At 60.7% G+C, this 14,423-nt stretch carries 17 protein-coding genes; 11 read left to right on the top strand and 6 right to left on the bottom strand.

What is annotated here, in order from left to right; translation table 11 throughout:
• Nucleotides 1-88 precede the first annotated feature (88 nt).
• On the top strand, nt 89-997 hold the full coding sequence (locus tag IVA75_RS23475) for a hypothetical protein (RefSeq protein WP_247286516.1): 909 nt from the start codon (nt 89-91) through the stop codon (nt 995-997).
• Nucleotides 994-1,431 (top strand): hypothetical protein, encoded by a 438-nt coding sequence (locus IVA75_RS23470; RefSeq protein ID WP_247286515.1) that lies wholly within the window; start codon nt 994-996, stop codon nt 1,429-1,431. Before IVA75_RS23475 ends, IVA75_RS23470 begins: the two co-directional genes overlap by 4 nt.
• Before the next feature lie 73 nt (nt 1,432-1,504).
• Here the strand turns inward: IVA75_RS23470 and IVA75_RS23465 are convergent, their stop codons facing one another.
• Nucleotides 1,505-2,602, bottom strand: a complete 1,098-nt coding sequence (locus tag IVA75_RS23465) for a macro domain-containing protein (protein WP_247286513.1) — start codon at nt 2,600-2,602, stop codon at nt 1,505-1,507.
• 10 nt (nt 2,603-2,612) lie between these two features.
• Nucleotides 2,613-3,260 (bottom strand): DUF4433 domain-containing protein, encoded by a 648-nt coding sequence (locus IVA75_RS23460; RefSeq protein WP_247286510.1) that lies wholly within the window; start codon nt 3,258-3,260, stop codon nt 2,613-2,615.
• A 569-nt stretch (nt 3,261-3,829) separates the two neighbouring features.
• Between IVA75_RS23460 and IVA75_RS23455 the strand changes: the two genes are divergently transcribed.
• Together IVA75_RS23455 and IVA75_RS23450 are read left to right on the top strand one after the other, a co-directional pair.
• Nucleotides 3,830-3,982 (top strand): integrase, encoded by a 153-nt coding sequence (locus IVA75_RS23455; RefSeq protein ID WP_247286508.1) that lies wholly within the window; start codon nt 3,830-3,832, stop codon nt 3,980-3,982.
• A 23-nt stretch (nt 3,983-4,005) separates the two neighbouring features.
• Nucleotides 4,006-4,365 (top strand): hypothetical protein, encoded by a 360-nt coding sequence (locus tag IVA75_RS23450; RefSeq protein WP_247286506.1) that lies wholly within the window; start codon nt 4,006-4,008, stop codon nt 4,363-4,365.
• Nucleotides 4,366-4,448: 83 nt separating this feature from the next.
• Here IVA75_RS23450 and IVA75_RS23445 read toward each other — a convergent pair whose 3' ends face one another.
• Nucleotides 4,449-5,363: a LysR family transcriptional regulator gene (locus IVA75_RS23445; protein ID WP_247286504.1), complete on the bottom strand. Its 915-nt coding sequence runs from the start codon at nt 5,361-5,363 to the stop codon at nt 4,449-4,451.
• Nucleotides 5,364-5,516: 153 nt separating this feature from the next.
• On the opposite strand from IVA75_RS23445, the gene IVA75_RS23440 reads away from it, so the two are divergent.
• A complete protein-coding gene (locus tag IVA75_RS23440) occupies nt 5,517-6,188 on the top strand; it encodes a glutathione S-transferase family protein (RefSeq protein ID WP_247286503.1) in 672 nt (223 codons plus the stop codon).
• 191 nt (nt 6,189-6,379) lie between these two features.
• Here the strand turns inward: IVA75_RS23440 and IVA75_RS23435 are convergent, their stop codons facing one another.
• Complete coding sequence (locus IVA75_RS23435; protein ID WP_247286502.1) at nt 6,380-6,973, bottom strand: NAD(P)-binding domain-containing protein; 594 nt, start codon at nt 6,971-6,973, stop codon at nt 6,380-6,382.
• A 41-nt stretch (nt 6,974-7,014) separates the two neighbouring features.
• Nucleotides 7,015-7,749 carry an SDR family oxidoreductase gene (locus IVA75_RS23430; protein WP_247286501.1) on the bottom strand — a complete coding sequence of 245 codons (735 nt, stop codon included), beginning with the start codon at nt 7,747-7,749 and terminating at the stop codon, nt 7,015-7,017.
• 267 nt (nt 7,750-8,016) lie between these two features.
• Between IVA75_RS23430 and IVA75_RS23425 the strand changes: the two genes are divergently transcribed.
• Both IVA75_RS23425 and IVA75_RS23420 read left to right on the top strand, forming a co-directional pair.
• Nucleotides 8,017-8,913 (top strand): LysR family transcriptional regulator, encoded by an 897-nt coding sequence (locus tag IVA75_RS23425; protein WP_247286500.1) that lies wholly within the window; start codon nt 8,017-8,019, stop codon nt 8,911-8,913.
• A 222-nt stretch (nt 8,914-9,135) separates the two neighbouring features.
• Nucleotides 9,136-10,143: an acetylserotonin O-methyltransferase gene (locus IVA75_RS23420; protein WP_247286499.1), complete on the top strand. Its 1,008-nt coding sequence runs from the start codon at nt 9,136-9,138 to the stop codon at nt 10,141-10,143.
• A gap of 107 nt (nt 10,144-10,250) precedes the next feature.
• Here IVA75_RS23420 and IVA75_RS23415 read toward each other — a convergent pair whose 3' ends face one another.
• Entirely contained in the window at nt 10,251-11,156 is a 906-nt protein-coding gene (locus IVA75_RS23415; RefSeq protein ID WP_247286498.1) for a LysR family transcriptional regulator, read from the bottom strand.
• A gap of 109 nt (nt 11,157-11,265) precedes the next feature.
• Here IVA75_RS23415 and IVA75_RS23410 point away from each other — a divergent pair, with 109 nt between their 5' ends.
• The 4 genes from IVA75_RS23410 to IVA75_RS23395 all read left to right on the top strand — a co-directional run bounded on the left by IVA75_RS23410 (nt 11,266) and on the right by IVA75_RS23395 (nt 14,405).
• Entirely contained in the window at nt 11,266-11,910 is a 645-nt protein-coding gene (locus tag IVA75_RS23410) for a DsbA family protein (RefSeq protein ID WP_247286497.1), read from the top strand.
• Between the two features lie 72 nt (nt 11,911-11,982).
• Nucleotides 11,983-12,879 carry an MBL fold metallo-hydrolase gene (locus IVA75_RS23405; protein ID WP_247286496.1) on the top strand — a complete coding sequence of 299 codons (897 nt, stop codon included), beginning with the start codon at nt 11,983-11,985 and terminating at the stop codon, nt 12,877-12,879.
• A gap of 1 nt (nt 12,880) precedes the next feature.
• A complete protein-coding gene (locus tag IVA75_RS23400) occupies nt 12,881-13,285 on the top strand; it encodes a nuclear transport factor 2 family protein (RefSeq protein WP_247286494.1) in 405 nt (134 codons plus the stop codon).
• A gap of 238 nt (nt 13,286-13,523) precedes the next feature.
• The gene (locus tag IVA75_RS23395) at nt 13,524-14,405 is read left to right on the top strand and encodes an AraC family transcriptional regulator (protein WP_247286493.1); all 882 of its coding nucleotides are present in this window, start codon (nt 13,524-13,526) and stop codon (nt 14,403-14,405) included.
• The last annotated feature ends 18 nt before the right edge of the window (nt 14,406-14,423 follow it).

The raw sequence follows: 14,423 nt of genomic DNA, 5'->3' as shown, positions 1-14,423 counted from the left end.
TAGCCCAGCGTAGTTTTGTCCTTCGATAGCCTGCGAAAGACGTCGATAGGTATTTATGTTTTAGGAGTGAGTGGGATGGTGCGCATTTATGAATAGCGTCTCTCTTGCCGATGCCGACAGGCGGCAGATCCTGGTCAATCTCGGCAATCGCTTCGTGGTGTTCGGAACTGAAGGCGGATTGCCAGAACCGCTGCGCTTTGATCCCGATGCCTCGCCAACCTTGCCGCGCGTCGCCGACGAAAGCGAGGTCGGAGAATCCCGTATCACGGAAACGCTGCAGGTCGCGGGCATGACGCGGGCGCAGTCAGCGTCCGCAGGCGACATTGGCGCTGACATCGAACTGGTTAACTCTGCGGGCGACCACATTCTCGTAGAGGTCAAAGTCAGGGAACGAGACCCGAAACGGCGAGACTTCGACGCGGGCATGGAGCACCTGAACTTCGCGAAATCCAAAAATCAAAGGGCGGAGGTGTGGTTCTTCAACATCGAGCGATTGAAGCTTACCGTCATGCGACTGGAAGGGAGTGTGCTTCAATTCGACCAGCTTGTGCCGCTGAATGTTTGGGAAAAGACATCAGAGGGCATCTTCGAACGTAACCGAGTCGTCGATGAGGTCGAAAACTGGGTTCAGCGCATCGAGCGTCTTTATGCGCAGGTTCGGGAGTGGATCGATGATAAGCGCGACTTGCGCCTCGAACAAACCCGCACTGTTACGATGTCGGAAGAGATTATGCAGAAATTCGCGGTCACGGACCGTGAATTGCCTATCCTCGATTTGCTCCGCGGCGATCAAGTCGTGACGAGTTTCGTTCCGCGCGGGCTTTGGTTGATCGGGGCATGGGGCAGGATTGACATTATCACCAAGGAACGAACTTGGATCCTTGTCGCCATCAAGAAAGACAACGAGTTCGAATGGCGACTGATCTCGTCCGAAGATCGGCGTCAAACAAGACCCTTTGAAAAGGCGCTCCTCGTAGAACTGACGAGCGCTCGATGAGTCGCCTTACAGAGACCAAGCGAGCTTACGATAAACTCATCGAGTTGCTCAATCAGGAGATTCGCAAGCGCAGTGGGTCAACACAAGATCTTGAGCGGTTTCGCCAGACCCTGGATGTCGCGTTCTACCTTTTGGGGTGGGGACAATTCGAATACCTGGTTCGCAAAGAAGCCGAAGAGCGCATTGAAGAAAAGTCCCGAGCACGCACTGTTGACGGCGTTGCGTGGCGTCAATTGCTGGAGACTGTGAAAGGAATTCCTGTCCGACGCCGGCTTGATCTCATCTTTCACGGCGACCAAGCTGTTTTGAATTCACTGCACGAAGAATATACAGTTAGGAACGAAGCCGCTCATGACTACAAATCGCTGCCGAGTGAAGCGAAGGACGTTTCGGTTTGGCTGAAAGAACTTGAAGACCTAGTTGAAAAATTCTGAGAGCGTCTCGCCTTCAGTCGAGATAAACTCACCGAGCCTGAAGGGGTCCCGTAGGTAACCATTGGCCGGGCAGCTACGCCGAAGCCGCGTGAGCTGTCGCCATAGCTGCGGGGAGAGTCGGGCGAACTGCAACGTCTCGCTCCAGCCATCCCCGCTGGCCAAGGACATTCAATGCAACCGCAATCTGCTCGGGTGTGAACCGTCGCTTCCGGTCATTCCAATCGTAGACCTTGGATTCGACCTCTGACAGCGTCTGGGCGCTTTCATTTTTCGCGACCCAGTAGACAGTCGACAGCAACTCCAAGCCATACGGGCTCTCAAAGCCCTCTACCAACTTCGCGACCCGATCAAAGCGCGTTCGTGTCTCCTCCTGATTGGCAAGGAACCGATCGGCGTCCTCGTATGCGCCAGGCACCAGGCTCAAGCGCTTGGTCGGGTCATCACCGCCATCGGAATAACCTGTGACCAAATGACCCTCTATGCTCTTGAGCACATGACGAAGGTTCTCGGCATAAGGCCCATAGTTTGCCTTGCGATAGTTGAGTTTAAGACCTTCGCCAGCCTCCTGCATGAAGAAAAGGAGCTTGTGGGCTTCAAGCAATGTAACGAACGGATCCATAAGTCCATTCAAATAACGCTGCATAAGGACGACGAGCGCCGCTCGGCCCGGAGTCATATTTGGAATCTTGCGATTGCGGGCCAATGCCGCAGCGTCAGGAGCGCCCGAAGGTTCATACACGACCGTTGCGACATCAGGCACCGCTTCAAGCGCGGCGACGATCCGGGGACGGACATCGCTCCAACTAAGACCTCCCAGACCTGAGCCCAGGGGCGGGATCGCGATCGACCGAATTTTGCGATCCTTGATAACGCGAACAAGGTCGATCAGCCCTTCATCGATATCTTCAATGCGGCTCTTGCCTTTCCAATGCCGTTTGGTTGGGAAATTGATGATATAGCGAGGAGAAAGCTTTCCCGTCTCGTATACAAACATTTTGCCCGGCTGGACTTCCTTCCGGTCGCAGGCTGCAGCGTAGGCTTTGAAGTTATTGGGAAAGATATTCTTGAACTGCAGCGCAATCCCGCGTCCCATGATCCCGACGCAATTCACCGTATTGACGACGCCGTCAACATCGGCCTCGAGGATATTGCCGATCCTGAATTGAATCATTCGGACCTCCTCAGTAGTACCAAGCCGGCACGATCTGCACGGCGGGCTTGTGTGAAGCCTGAGCCAATGAATTCATCACGGCATTAAATACGGCGAGCGAATGCGTCCCGATGCGGTCGACAAGGTGCCAAGGAAAGTGATTGTACATCAGGAACTCCGCCTGTTTGGCTTCCTTGATCTCGGCTTGCGCCCATTGCGTCGCAGCAATGTGCTGCCAGTCTAGCTGATTGAGCTGCGCGACGTCTCTACAGAACTGCGCATATGCAGCACCAGCATTTGAACCGCTGAATGCCCAACTATGGTTGTTGGCACTCGCCCATTGAAGCACCGCATAAAGGTCTGCCTCAAGATGGACGATAGGTCCTTGGCCGCCTTTATATGTGAGTTCGGGGTTGTTCGCGCAATGGATGACATACAGCATGACGGAGCGCGGGCAAAAATAAAACGGCACGAAGTCGCCCACAACCGCATTCGCGTAGCATTTGACCGGAAGTTGCAATCGGCGCGCCTTGATCGATCCCATACCGATTGTCGTACCGGGAAGCTGCAGCTTTACGATCTCGGAATCGCAAAGCAATCGACCGTGCGCGATAATTGAGGGCAGTCGATCAAAATTGACGATGTGATAGATCTTGGGTTGAACGGGCGGCTGGGTCATGGCTCAGCCTTGATATAGCCGAGTGCGACGAGTTGGCCCTTGAGCAGAATACGGATTGCCTCTGGACGGCTGGGGATGTTTGACTGCTCGCGCCGGAACTCGTCTACGACCGCAACGAGTGCCGCCGGAAGCCTCACCATCACTGGCTCGGTATCGGCTTTCGGTCTGCCCTTCGAAGATGCCATCGCCGTCCACTGATTCCCCCTTGATTTCTTGATATCAACAAACCTGCTGGCTGCCAAGTTCGGGTGCTGAGATTACAGTGCATTTAATTATCGCTCGCCAAAGGAGGCTTGCGAGTTGAAAGCACTGTTACCGTGATCCAAGCCGCCGGGGACGATTGAGTAGGAATTTTTAGTGACTGAGTGAGACGGCATGCACCGGTAAAAACGATGGGTAACTCATGAAGACAAGGATTTTTGGGCACAACATTCTGTATCGCCGCGTCGCGCCCAATCTCGCCATATTTGCTGGTCGCCGAGGGCACGTTTTTAGAGGCTCCGTTTCGGTCGGTTCTGTACCATCATGTGCCATGCTGGTATCTGGCGTCGAACCGAACGGAGAATACCTTGTTGAACGATACGGGACTTCCGAAGCTCAAGCCTGGCAAGAAGCTTTACAGGCGCGGCGACCGCGACGGCATGTACGTTGCCGTCCTGCCCATCAGGAGGAGCAAGCAGATCCGGAAAAGTGGCGACCGCACCATCAAGGTGGTGCAGTGATGCGCGCTGCGTTGAGAGTGGTGATGGCCGCAATATTTGCCATGCCGGCTGGGGTGGCTCTGGCGAAGTCTCCGGACTGCGCGAGTTGGCCCACCAACATGGCCCTCGTGCACCTCAAGAACGCCGGCCTGATTGATATCCCATCAGTGATCGAGGCGCAGACCAAGGCCGTTCGTCTCGCATCCGAAAAGATCGGCAAAGACCTCTACCAGCAGGTCTACGACATCACGTTTCACACCAGGGATGGCAAGACGATCGAGGTCATCACGAAAAACCAGGCATCAAGCGAGGAATGCTCGATGAGCGGCGTCGACGTCTACGTGGTCTCGACGAAAATCGGCGGGTCGGCACAGCTGCCATCTGAGGGCACGACAAAAAAGTGATCCGGCTCGGTTATGGTGACAGTGCGCAAAACCAGTCTCAACTTTAGTGCACTGTCCGGTCACGCCGTCCACTCCCTGCCGCTTTAGCCTTCGCCGACCCTTAATTCCGGCTCCTCGGCGCAAATCGCAGCGAGGAAATCGATGAATTGCCGCACGCGGGAGGGCATGCGCCGTCCGGCAGCGGTAACTGCGTTGATCGGGAAGGGCGGCGGCGCATGCTGGTCCAGAATGCGTACGACCTCGCCCGACGCCAGCACATCCGTGAACAACCAACTCGCGTGATGGGCAATGCCGAGGCCCGCGAGAACCGCGCCGCGGACATGCTCGGCGTCATTCGTGCGGAACGCTCCCCCACCATCGACCGTGACCTGCCCGCCGTCTACGTGGAAACCCCACCCAATGATATCGCCCTGGTAGACATAGCTGATGCGCTGGTGGTTGCGCAGTTCGCCTAGCGTTTGCGGTGCGCCGTGTTGGGCAAGATAGCTGGCAGAGGCCACGGTTATCATCCGCATGTCGCCGATGCGCCGGGCGACGAGTGCTGAATCCGAAAGCCGACCGATACGGATCGCGACGTCTATCCCTTCCTCGATGAGGTCAACGTGTCGCCCGGAGACTTCCATCTCAATCGCGACGTCGGGGAAACGGTTCCTGAAATCCGATAGCCGGGGAATAACGAACATCCTCCCGAAGGCTGGCGAGAGGGTCACGCGGACCAGCCCTGAAGGGGCGGACTGCCCCTCAAGGACTCTCTCTTCGAGCGAGTCGATATCCTGAAGGATACGGACGGTGGCCTCGTAATAGTCCTGTCCTGCCGGCGTCACGGCAAGGGCACGGGAATTTCTCGCGAGGAGTTGCGTCCCGAGCCGCGCTTCGAGCGCAGCGAGCTGTTTGCTGACCGTCGGCTGGCTGACGTTGAGGTCACGCGCCGCCTGCGAAAAGCTTCCGCTTTCGACGACGCGCACGAACATCCGCATCGCGTCCAGCTTATCCGTCACTTGTTTTCCGGACACGCCGGGCCACGCATGCAATCCTCAATCCATTCCTCTCAAGAATAGATACCATTCTATAGGCGTCAATTTCATTTGCAAAACGAATATGCGACTCGGCAGTCGGCCGCCCGCTGAGGGGCCGTGCTGAAAGGAAGAGTGATGGCAATCAAGATCTATGGTGATGCGGGCTCGGGCAGCTTGCGTCGCGTGACCACGGCTGCGAAGATCATGGGCATTGAACTCGATCGCGTGAGCGTCGACCTTTTCAAAGGCGAGAGCCAAACCGACGCGTTCAAATCACGTCTCAATCCCAACGGTCTCACTCCGGTTCTGGAGGATGGGGACACCATTGTCTGGGAAGCATCAGCGATCAATCTGTATCTCGCCAGCAAGGTGAACTCGCCGCTGGTCGGAACCACGCCGGAGGAGCAATTCCAGGTGCTTCAGTGGATGTTCTGGTCCGGCGAACAGTGGCGCACCTTCACGACCACTCTCTTCGACGAGCGCGTCGCCAAGACGATCATGGGCTTGCCGAAGGACGAGTCCCTCATCGCGTTCGCGGAGCGTAAGATCCGCGCCGCAGCGAAGGTCCTCGACCAGCATCTTGAAGGCCGCAAGTTCATGGTTGGCGATGCGTTGACCTTTGCTGATATCGATATTGCGGCGCCTTTCTCCCAGGTCGATCGTGCAAAGTTTCCGTTCAAGGACTATCCGAACTTGATCGCCTGGCACGACAATCTTCTTCGGTCGTTCCCGGCGTGGGCGGAGACGAAGGCCGAGGTTGACAACCGTATGGGAAGCTTTCTGACGAGCGTCGGTGTGAAGCTATAAAAATCCAGGCTTGCCCATACGCGAAATTGAATTCGCGATGCCAAGGCCAGGTTCTCCGCGGTTGTCGACGCGGCGGTAGAGGGCACGCCTGCGGTCGTCACGGCCAGTGCGCAGGGCGGATTAGCCGCAAGGCGTAATCCGCCCGCTTCGCCGGGCGTCGCTCCGCTCCTGGAACGGCGCCGATACGCCGATTACTGCTCCTTCCTGAACAAATCCTGGAAGATGAGCGGGCCCCAAACCCGGCCGCGTGCGTGCACCAGCGCGCCACCCTCGTTGAGCTTTCCCAGCTTGACGGGTGCGAACCCGAGTTGTTTGGCCAGCGCCGCCACGGGAGCAATCGCGTCGTCGTCGTCGCTCGAGAGAAAGACGACGCGGTGGCCGCCCTCGACGACCGGATCGGTGGCCAGAGTGGCCGCACCCAGGTGATTGAAACCTTTCACGAGCTTGGCGCCGGTGAACGCCTTCGCGACGACAGCGGAGGACAGAAGACCATCCAGCTCTTCTCCAAACCCGTTCGTCGCGTCGATGATCGTCTTGCCTTTCCAGCTCGGCAGGGCCTTCGCAACCTCGCGATGCTCCCCGAACGGGACCGCCAGGATGATCGTGTCGGCCTCCAGTGCTTCCCGCAGCGACTTGGCGACGACCGTGGGTCCAATCGCCCGGGCCTGCGGCGCCAACGCCTCGGGCGGCCGGCGGCTCGCGACCGTTACGGCGATGCTTTTACGGGCGAAGGCATGGGCGAGGGCCTGGCCGATCTTGCCGAATCCTATGATTGCGTAGCTCATAATATTTCTCCAATCCGTGTTGATATTGATTTCCGGGCCGTTCAGATGGCCGAGAAGCCGCCGTCGACCGACAACTCCACCCCATTCACGAAGCTCGAATCGTCTGAAGCAAGAAACAGCGCGACCGCCGCGATTTCCTCAGGACGACCCATCGTTCCCCTGGGGATCAGGGATTCGAACATCCGCTTCGCTTCCTCGGTGAGAACCTGATCCTGCATCGGTGTGGCGATCGGCCCCGGGCTCAGCACGTTCACCCGGATATTCCTGCCCTTCAGTTCGTTGAGCCACGTGCGTGCAAATGAGCGCAGCGCCGCCTTGCTCGCCGCATACACGCCGTAACCAGGAAAACCTTTCACCGACGCAACGGACCCCGTCATGAAGATCGATCCGCCATCGCGAAACAGCGGCAACGCCTTCTGCACAGTAAACAGCGTGCCGCGCGTATTCAGGCCGAAGGTTGCATCGAAATGCTGCTCGGTAATCTCGCCCAGTGGGACGGCTTCGCCCATGCCGGCGCTCGCGTACAGGACGTCGATCCTGCCCTTGTCCCGCTTGACCGTTTCGAACAGGCGGTCGAGGTCGTCGAGATTGGCCGCGTCGCCGCGCACGCCCGTCACGTTCCGGCCAATCAACTTGACGGCGTCGTCGAGCGCCTCCTGCCTCCGGCCCGTGACGAAAACATAAGCGCCTTCTTCAACGAACCGCCTGGCGCTCGCCAGCGCCATGCCGCTCGATCCGCCCGTGATGACCGCAACCTTGCCGTCAAGCTTTCCCATGATTTCTCCTGTCGTGGTGTCGGGACAGCGTCTGCCCCGAGACCCGCGAGATAGGTCCGGCGGCGGCAGGCGTTGAGTGCGGAAACGCGCACATCGGTGGTGCGAAATCGATCCGGCCGGACGAGCGACGCCAGCCGCGACCGATCGACGTCGGGCCGTTGGGAAGGGGCTGCGCCCGCCGGAACGGGGCTATGATGACCGCCCATACTGCGGTACGAGGCGTTCGATTGGACTTGGAAGGCGCACCGCGCGGTGCGGGATTGCACCATGATCGACTGGGACGATGTTCGCTATTTTCTAGCCGTCGCGCGGGGAGGCTCGGTGCGGGCGGCCGCCGAGCACCTCGGCGTGAACCACGCGACCGTGCTGCGACGCATCGCCCAGCTCGAGGAACGCCTCGGGGTCCAGATGTTCGAAAAGCTGCCTTCGGGCTACCGCCTGACGGCTGCGGGCGAGGAGGTCCTCGAATTCGCGGACCAGATGGAAGCGTCGTCGCACCAGCTGGAGACGCGCGTGTTCGGGCGCGACCAGAGCGTGCGCGGGCGTCTGCGGGTGACGCTGGCGCCGCCGATGGCTACACATTTGCTCATGCGTGATTTCGCCGATTTCGCGCGTCTGCATCCCGACATCGAGATGGATATCCTGTCGTTCGGCGAGCTGGCAAATCTGACCAACCGGGAGGCCGACGTCGCGATCCGCGTCGTCTACGACCGCAAAACGCTGCCGCAAAATCTTCACGGCATGAAGGGACCGGAGCTGTTCGGCGCCGTCTACATGTCCAGGGATCGGCTGGCCGCGTGGCGTGCCGGCGCGCCTGATCCCTTCCGCTGGATCGTCATCAGCATGCACGGCATTCCGGACTGGGCCAGCGCGGGTGAGATTCGCACCACGGGCGTTCCATTCAGAACCAGTGACGCCGGGGTGCAGATCGCTGCGGTCCGGCAAGGGCTCGGCATCACGACGCTGCCGTGCTTCGTCGGCGATGCCGACCCGCTGCTGGCGAGGGTGCCAGGCAGCGATCTGCACATGTACGGAACGGTCTGGCTCCTCACGCAGGGCGAGACACGCAAGACCAAGCGCGTGCGGCTCTTCACGGAGTTCGTATCCCGCCGGCTCGCCGCGTATGCGCCGCTGCTGGCGGGGCTGGTGGTATCGCGCGACTGACGCGCGGCAGGTCACCGGGTTGGCTCGGCTCGCCAAAGCAAAGCGGGATTCATCCACCTTGAGCGTGATCTGCGGCTTGTGGCCCCTAAGCCGCGTCGAATCTGAAGGGCTTCGTTGCGATACAGCGTGCGTACCGCAATTTCTGCGATATCATCCGTTTGCACGAATGCCCGCACTCGATGGATCTTCACTGTGCGCGTGGCCGCGCGAGGAGATGAAATCATGACCGCGAATGCTTTCTCGGACCTTACGCGGCTGATTAACGGCTATCAGATTTCGCAGGCCATTCACGTAGCGGCCCGGCTTGGCATAGCCGACCACCTCAGTCGCGGGCCACTAAGCAGCAACGAACTTGCTCGGCTCAGCGGATCGCATCCCAGGACACTTTATCGGCTCTTGCGGGCGCTGGCTTCAGCCGGTGTTTTCCATGAGGCCGAGAACAAGACGTTCTCGCTCACTCCGATCGGCGAGTGTCTTCGTTCTGACTCGCCGACGCCACTCGACGGCTGGGCCGCATATGTCGGCCGACCTTATGCCTGGCAGGCCTGGGGCAATCTTGAACACAGCGTCCGCACTGGGGAGAATGCCTTTCGGCATCTCAACGGTCAGAGCGTATGGGAGTATCGCAGCACCCGTCCAGATGAGAACGCGATCTTCAACCGAGCCATGACGGCCAATTCTCGTGGCGCCATCGAGGCCATCATCGCCGCCTACGATTTTAGCCGTTTTCGTCACGTCGCGGATATCGGGGGTGGCCAAGGTCAACTGTTGGCGGGAATTCTCGGCGCAAACAAGGGCCTGCGCGGAACGCTGTTCGATCAGCCGCACGTGGTTGGCAAGGCGGCTGAAGTTCTGACCCAACATGATGTCGCCGACAGATGCGAAATCGTTGGGGGCAGTTTCTTTGAAACGATCCCGGAGGGGGCCGACGCCTACGTGATGCGGGCGATCATCCACGATTGGGACGATAAGGAGGCGATTTCTATCCTGAAGACCTGCCGCCGCGCGATGACCGCTGATGCCAGATTGCTCCTTGTCGAACGTGTGGTGGAGCCGCCGAACGAGGGGCCAATCTCGAAATTCAGTGACCTGAATATGCTTGTCATGCTCGGTGCACTGGAACGGAGCTACGAAGAATATTCCAAGCTATGCCGAACGGCCGGATTTGAGATGCGCGGCACAACTCGCGCGGGCTTGCACTTCCAGGTCATCGAGGCAGTTCCCGCTTAGACCGAACTGGTGTGGGACCTTGCTTCACCCGCAGGGAGGCCGCATCAGATGCGCTTTCGTAACCTGAGGTCTGGTTATCGCCGCTAGCCGCTTAGCGAGTACATGCCCTAATCCGCCCCGACCGAACTCCCCTGTCGCTGAGCCGCGATCAGCATCTCCACGAACGCGGTGACCTTGGGCGGGCGGAAGCGAGCCGCAGGGTAGACCGTGTGGATGCCGCCGGATGGCAGTTGCCATTGCGGCAGGATGTGGATGAGGCGCCCCGCCGCGAGATCGTCCGCCACCAGGAAATCCGGCAGCACCGACAGACCGCCGCCGGCGAGCACGGCCGCGAGCACGCCCGGTGTCGTGTCGATGGCGATGCTCGCCTGCAGGCGCACGGCGCGTCGGTTGAGATCGCCGCGCGAGAACTGCCACAGCAGCGGCTCGCGCAGCGCCATGTTGGCGACGAACGGGAGCGTCACGAGGTCGTCGGGATCGCGCGCGGCGGCGATCCGATCCGTGAACGCGGGAGCGCCGACCAGACATTGCCGGAACGATCCGATCTTGCGCGCTTGCAGGCTGGAATCGACCAGCCAGCCGACCCGGATCGCCATGTCGATCTGGCCTGAGGCGAGGTCGACCGTCTGATCTTCGAGCGTCAACTCCACCCGGCAGTTGGGATAGCGTGCCGCGTAGGCGGTGACGACGGCGACGACCACGGCGGTGCCGTAGTCGTTCGGCGCCGTGATCCGCAATGTGCCGGTCGGCGCGGCGGCGGCCTGGGCGAGTTCGTCGAAGGCATCCTCGGCCTCGCGCAGGATCATGGCGCAGCGCGCATGAAACATCCGGCCCGCCTCGGTCGGATGAACCCGGCGCGTCGTGCGCACGAGCAGGCTGGTACCGAGATCGCGCTCCAGTTGCGCCACCTGCTGGCTGACCACGGCCTTGGTGATGCCGAGCCGCTCGGCGGCCCGCGTGAAGGATCCGGTGTCCACGACGGCTGCGAAATAGGCGAGGCGGTTCAGGTTCATAGGCTCGTCCGGTCAGATTTATTGTCAGCCAATACCATACATTATGTCTGCTTTGTTGATATTTATCTACCAATGTGCGCGTGCCACATTGCGATTCAAGGAGATCGCCATGTCCGCGCGCATTCCCATCACCTACCTGTTCGACCCGCTCTGCGGCTGGTGCTACGGCGCCTCCACGTTGCTCGAACAGCTCTTCGCCCGACCGGATTTTGCGGTCGAACTTGCGCCGACAGGCCTGTTCGCCGGCGAGGGCGCCCGTCCGATGGACGACGGCTTTGCCGCCTATGCGTGGACCAACGACCAGCGGATTTCGCGCTTGAGCGGCCAGCCCTTCAGCGAAGCCTATCGCCGCGATGTGCTGGGCGACCGCACGCGCCTGTTCGACTCCGGCCCGGCCACATTGGCGCTCACGGCTGTCGCGCTCACGGCGCCTGATCGGGAGTTCGCGGCGCTGAAGGCCTTCCAGCTCGTCCGCTATGTCGAAGGCCGCGACAGCACCGACATGTCCGTTCTGTCGGATGTGCTCTGCGCGATGAACTTGCCGGAGGTTGCCGCCCGCCTGGCGAGCCCCGACACCGTATTGATCGCCGCGTATCGCGCGCGTCTCGAGGCAGCGCGTGCCGAAATGCGCCGGCTCGGCGCCAACGGCGTCCCGGCCCTGATCGTAGGCACCGGCAATGATCGCGGCCTTGTGCAGGCAAGCGCGCTGTTCGGCAGCCTGGACGTCCTGATCGATGGACTGAAGGCGGCGTGAGCGCAGCGATCAACACAGTCGAGACCATCCCATTTGAATTTCGAAATTGCAGACCAGCACCAGGAGACCAACATGCTGACAAGGAGAACCATCATGAAAACCACTCTCGCCGCGGGCGCCGCAGCCGTCTTCGCACCCGCAGGCGTCGGCCATGCCGCCGGCGGACTCACCTGGAAGCATTTTCCAGCCGGACAGAACGGCTTCTTCCGGGCTCCCGTTCTGGTGTCCGGGCCGAGCGAAGCCGTGCTGATCGATGGCGGCTTCACATTGTCCGATGGCAAGGCTGTCGCTGACGCCATCAAGGCCACCGGCAAGAAGCTCACCACCATCTATATCAGCCAGTCGGACCCGGATTATTATTTCAGCCTCGGCGCCATCAAGGCGGCGTTCCCGGAGGCCCGCGTGCTCGCGGCGCCCGCAACATTGGCGGCCATTAACGCCAGCGTCGAAAAGAAGCTTGCCGTCTGGGGGCCGCAGCTCAAGGCGAACGGCCCGCAGGTGCTCGCCGATGTGGTCATCCCCGAAGCGTTCGACGGCAAGACGCTCAGCGTGGACAGCGAGACCATCGAGATCGTCAGCGCGGACGGCCTGGTCAACCGGCGCTATCTGTTCGTGCCCTCGCTCAACGCGGTGTTCGGCGGCGTGCTGATCTTCTCCGGCGTCCATGTCTGGACCGCCGACACGCCAACCAGGGAGCAGCGCGCCGCCTGGATCGCCAATCTCGAAAAGATCGCGGCGCGCAAGCCGGCGGTCGTCGTCCCCGGCCATCTGTCGGTGGATGGGAAGACCGACCTCTCCGGTGTCGAGCACACCATCGCCTACCTCAAGGCGTTCGACGAAGAGCTGGCGAAGGTCAAGGAGTCCGCGGCGCTCAAGGCGGCGATGGAGGCGCGCTTCCCCGGCCTCGGCATGGGCGTTGCGCTCGACATCGGCGCCAAGGTCGCCACCGGCGAGATGAAATGGGGGTGAGATGGCTGGCAATCTCGACCTGATCCGCGCCACCTACGAGGGATCGTCGTCGGAAGAGAACGGCCGCAATCTCTTGGCCGCTCTCGCTCCCGATGCCGCATGGACCGAAGCGGAAGGGTTTCCGTACGCGGGCACCTATGTCGGATCCGACGCGATCATATCAGGCGTGTTCCGGCGTCTCGCCACTGAATGGACCGGCTACCGCGCCGACGTTCACACCTATCTCGAAGACGGCGACCGCGTCGCCGCCTTCGGCGTCTACTCAGGCACCTACAAGGCGACGGGCACATCCATGCGCGCGACGTTCGCTCATCTCTATCTGCTGAAGGACGGCAAGATCGCCAGCATGACGCAATATGTCGACACCGCGATGGTGCAAAAGGCGCTGGAGCCTGCTGACCGCTAGCAGCGGTATGATGGCGGAACATACGAGAGGGGAGCCCGCGACATGCGGGCTCCCTTTTTCCGTTTTGACGGCCGCCAGATCTGATGAAGTTCGCCACGTCCGTTGCCGCCGTCTTGATCCTTGCGCAGGCGCCCATCACGCTCAAAATGGGATCGACGGGATGCCTGCCAAACCGCAATATCGGTCGAGCGTGTCATGGCCGTCAGCGACTAGATGGAGCCGCCACGGAGGAGGGACGATGAAGGCGGCGCTGCAAAACTATCAGGACCGGATGCGACGGGTGCTTGATCATATCGACCGGCATCTCGACGATGATCTGGATCTGGACACGGTGAGTGCTGTTGCGGCTTTCTCAAAATTTCATTTCCACCGGCAGTTCTCGGCAACCTTCGGATTATCAGTGCATCGCTATGTCCAGCTGGCCCGCATGAAGCGCGCTTCGCATCAGCTGGCCTACATGGACGCCCTTGATGTCACGGAGATTGCGATGGATGCCGGTTACGATGCACCGGATGCCTTCGCCCGCGCCTTTCGGCAACGGTTCGGGCAATCGCCGTCGTCGTTCCGGAAGTCTCCCGACTGGGAGCCGTGGCTCGCGGCCTTCGGGCCTCTCGACAATGCGAGGAGCAAGCTCATGCAGAAGACCTTTACCTTTGACGACGTGACGATCCGCGATGTGCAACCCACCAAGGTGGCGATCATGGAGCATCGCGGCGACCCGGCGACGCTTCCCGCCACGATCCAGCGCTTCATCGCGTGGCGCAAGGCGGCGAACCTGCACCCCAGGACAAGTCCGACCTTCACGGTCTGGCGCTCCGAGCGGCGTCCTGCCTCGCCGGCCGAGTACAGCACGGACCTCTGCGTCGGGACCGACCAGCCGATCGCGGCGAACGGCGAAGAGATCAAGGCCGGCGAGATCCCCGGCGGACGTTGCGCGGTGCTGCGCGTCGTCGGCTACACCGACAATCTCGAGCCGGCCGCGCTCTTCCTTTATCGCGACTGGCTTCCCGCCAGCGGCGAAGAAGCGCGCGACTTCCCGATCTATTGCCAGCGGCTGAGCCTGTTCCCGGAGGTGCCGGAGCACGAGACGGTCGCGGACGTTTTCTTGCCGCTGAAGTAGCGTCTGCTGACGGCGGCC

Source organism: Bradyrhizobium sp. 134 (assembly GCF_023074155.1).
In the GTDB taxonomy this organism is placed as follows: domain Bacteria; phylum Pseudomonadota; class Alphaproteobacteria; order Rhizobiales; family Xanthobacteraceae; genus Bradyrhizobium.
Note: the sequence above shows the minus strand (reverse complement) of the source record. Positions and strands in the feature narration are given on the sequence as shown.

What these genes read in the sequence shown, in the direction of transcription:
- IVA75_RS23470 (WP_247286515.1), top strand. Translation starts at nt 994, where the DNA reads ATGAGTCGCCTTACAGAGACCAAGCGAGCTTACGATAAACTCATCGAG.
- IVA75_RS23450 (WP_247286506.1), top strand. Translation starts at nt 4,006, where the DNA reads ATGGCCGCAATATTTGCCATGCCGGCTGGGGTGGCTCTGGCGAAGTCT.
- IVA75_RS23435 (WP_247286502.1), bottom strand. Translation starts at nt 6,973, where the DNA reads ATGAGCTACGCAATCATAGGATTCGGCAAGATCGGCCAGGCCCTCGCC.
- IVA75_RS23395 (WP_247286493.1), top strand. Translation starts at nt 13,524, where the DNA reads ATGAAGGCGGCGCTGCAAAACTATCAGGACCGGATGCGACGGGTGCTT.
- IVA75_RS23440 (WP_247286503.1), top strand. Translation starts at nt 5,517, where the DNA reads ATGGCAATCAAGATCTATGGTGATGCGGGCTCGGGCAGCTTGCGTCGC.
- IVA75_RS23475 (WP_247286516.1), top strand. Translation starts at nt 89, where the DNA reads ATGAATAGCGTCTCTCTTGCCGATGCCGACAGGCGGCAGATCCTGGTC.
- IVA75_RS23430 (WP_247286501.1), bottom strand. Translation starts at nt 7,749, where the DNA reads ATGGGAAAGCTTGACGGCAAGGTTGCGGTCATCACGGGCGGATCGAGC.
- IVA75_RS23425 (WP_247286500.1), top strand. Translation starts at nt 8,017, where the DNA reads ATGATCGACTGGGACGATGTTCGCTATTTTCTAGCCGTCGCGCGGGGA.
- IVA75_RS23460 (WP_247286510.1), bottom strand. Translation starts at nt 3,260, where the DNA reads ATGACCCAGCCGCCCGTTCAACCCAAGATCTATCACATCGTCAATTTT.
- IVA75_RS23410 (WP_247286497.1), top strand. Translation starts at nt 11,266, where the DNA reads ATGTCCGCGCGCATTCCCATCACCTACCTGTTCGACCCGCTCTGCGGC.
- IVA75_RS23420 (WP_247286499.1), top strand. Translation starts at nt 9,136, where the DNA reads ATGACCGCGAATGCTTTCTCGGACCTTACGCGGCTGATTAACGGCTAT.
- IVA75_RS23465 (WP_247286513.1), bottom strand. Translation starts at nt 2,602, where the DNA reads ATGATTCAATTCAGGATCGGCAATATCCTCGAGGCCGATGTTGACGGC.
- IVA75_RS23405 (WP_247286496.1), top strand. Translation starts at nt 11,983, where the DNA reads ATGCTGACAAGGAGAACCATCATGAAAACCACTCTCGCCGCGGGCGCC.
- IVA75_RS23415 (WP_247286498.1), bottom strand. Translation starts at nt 11,156, where the DNA reads ATGAACCTGAACCGCCTCGCCTATTTCGCAGCCGTCGTGGACACCGGA.
- IVA75_RS23400 (WP_247286494.1), top strand. Translation starts at nt 12,881, where the DNA reads ATGGCTGGCAATCTCGACCTGATCCGCGCCACCTACGAGGGATCGTCG.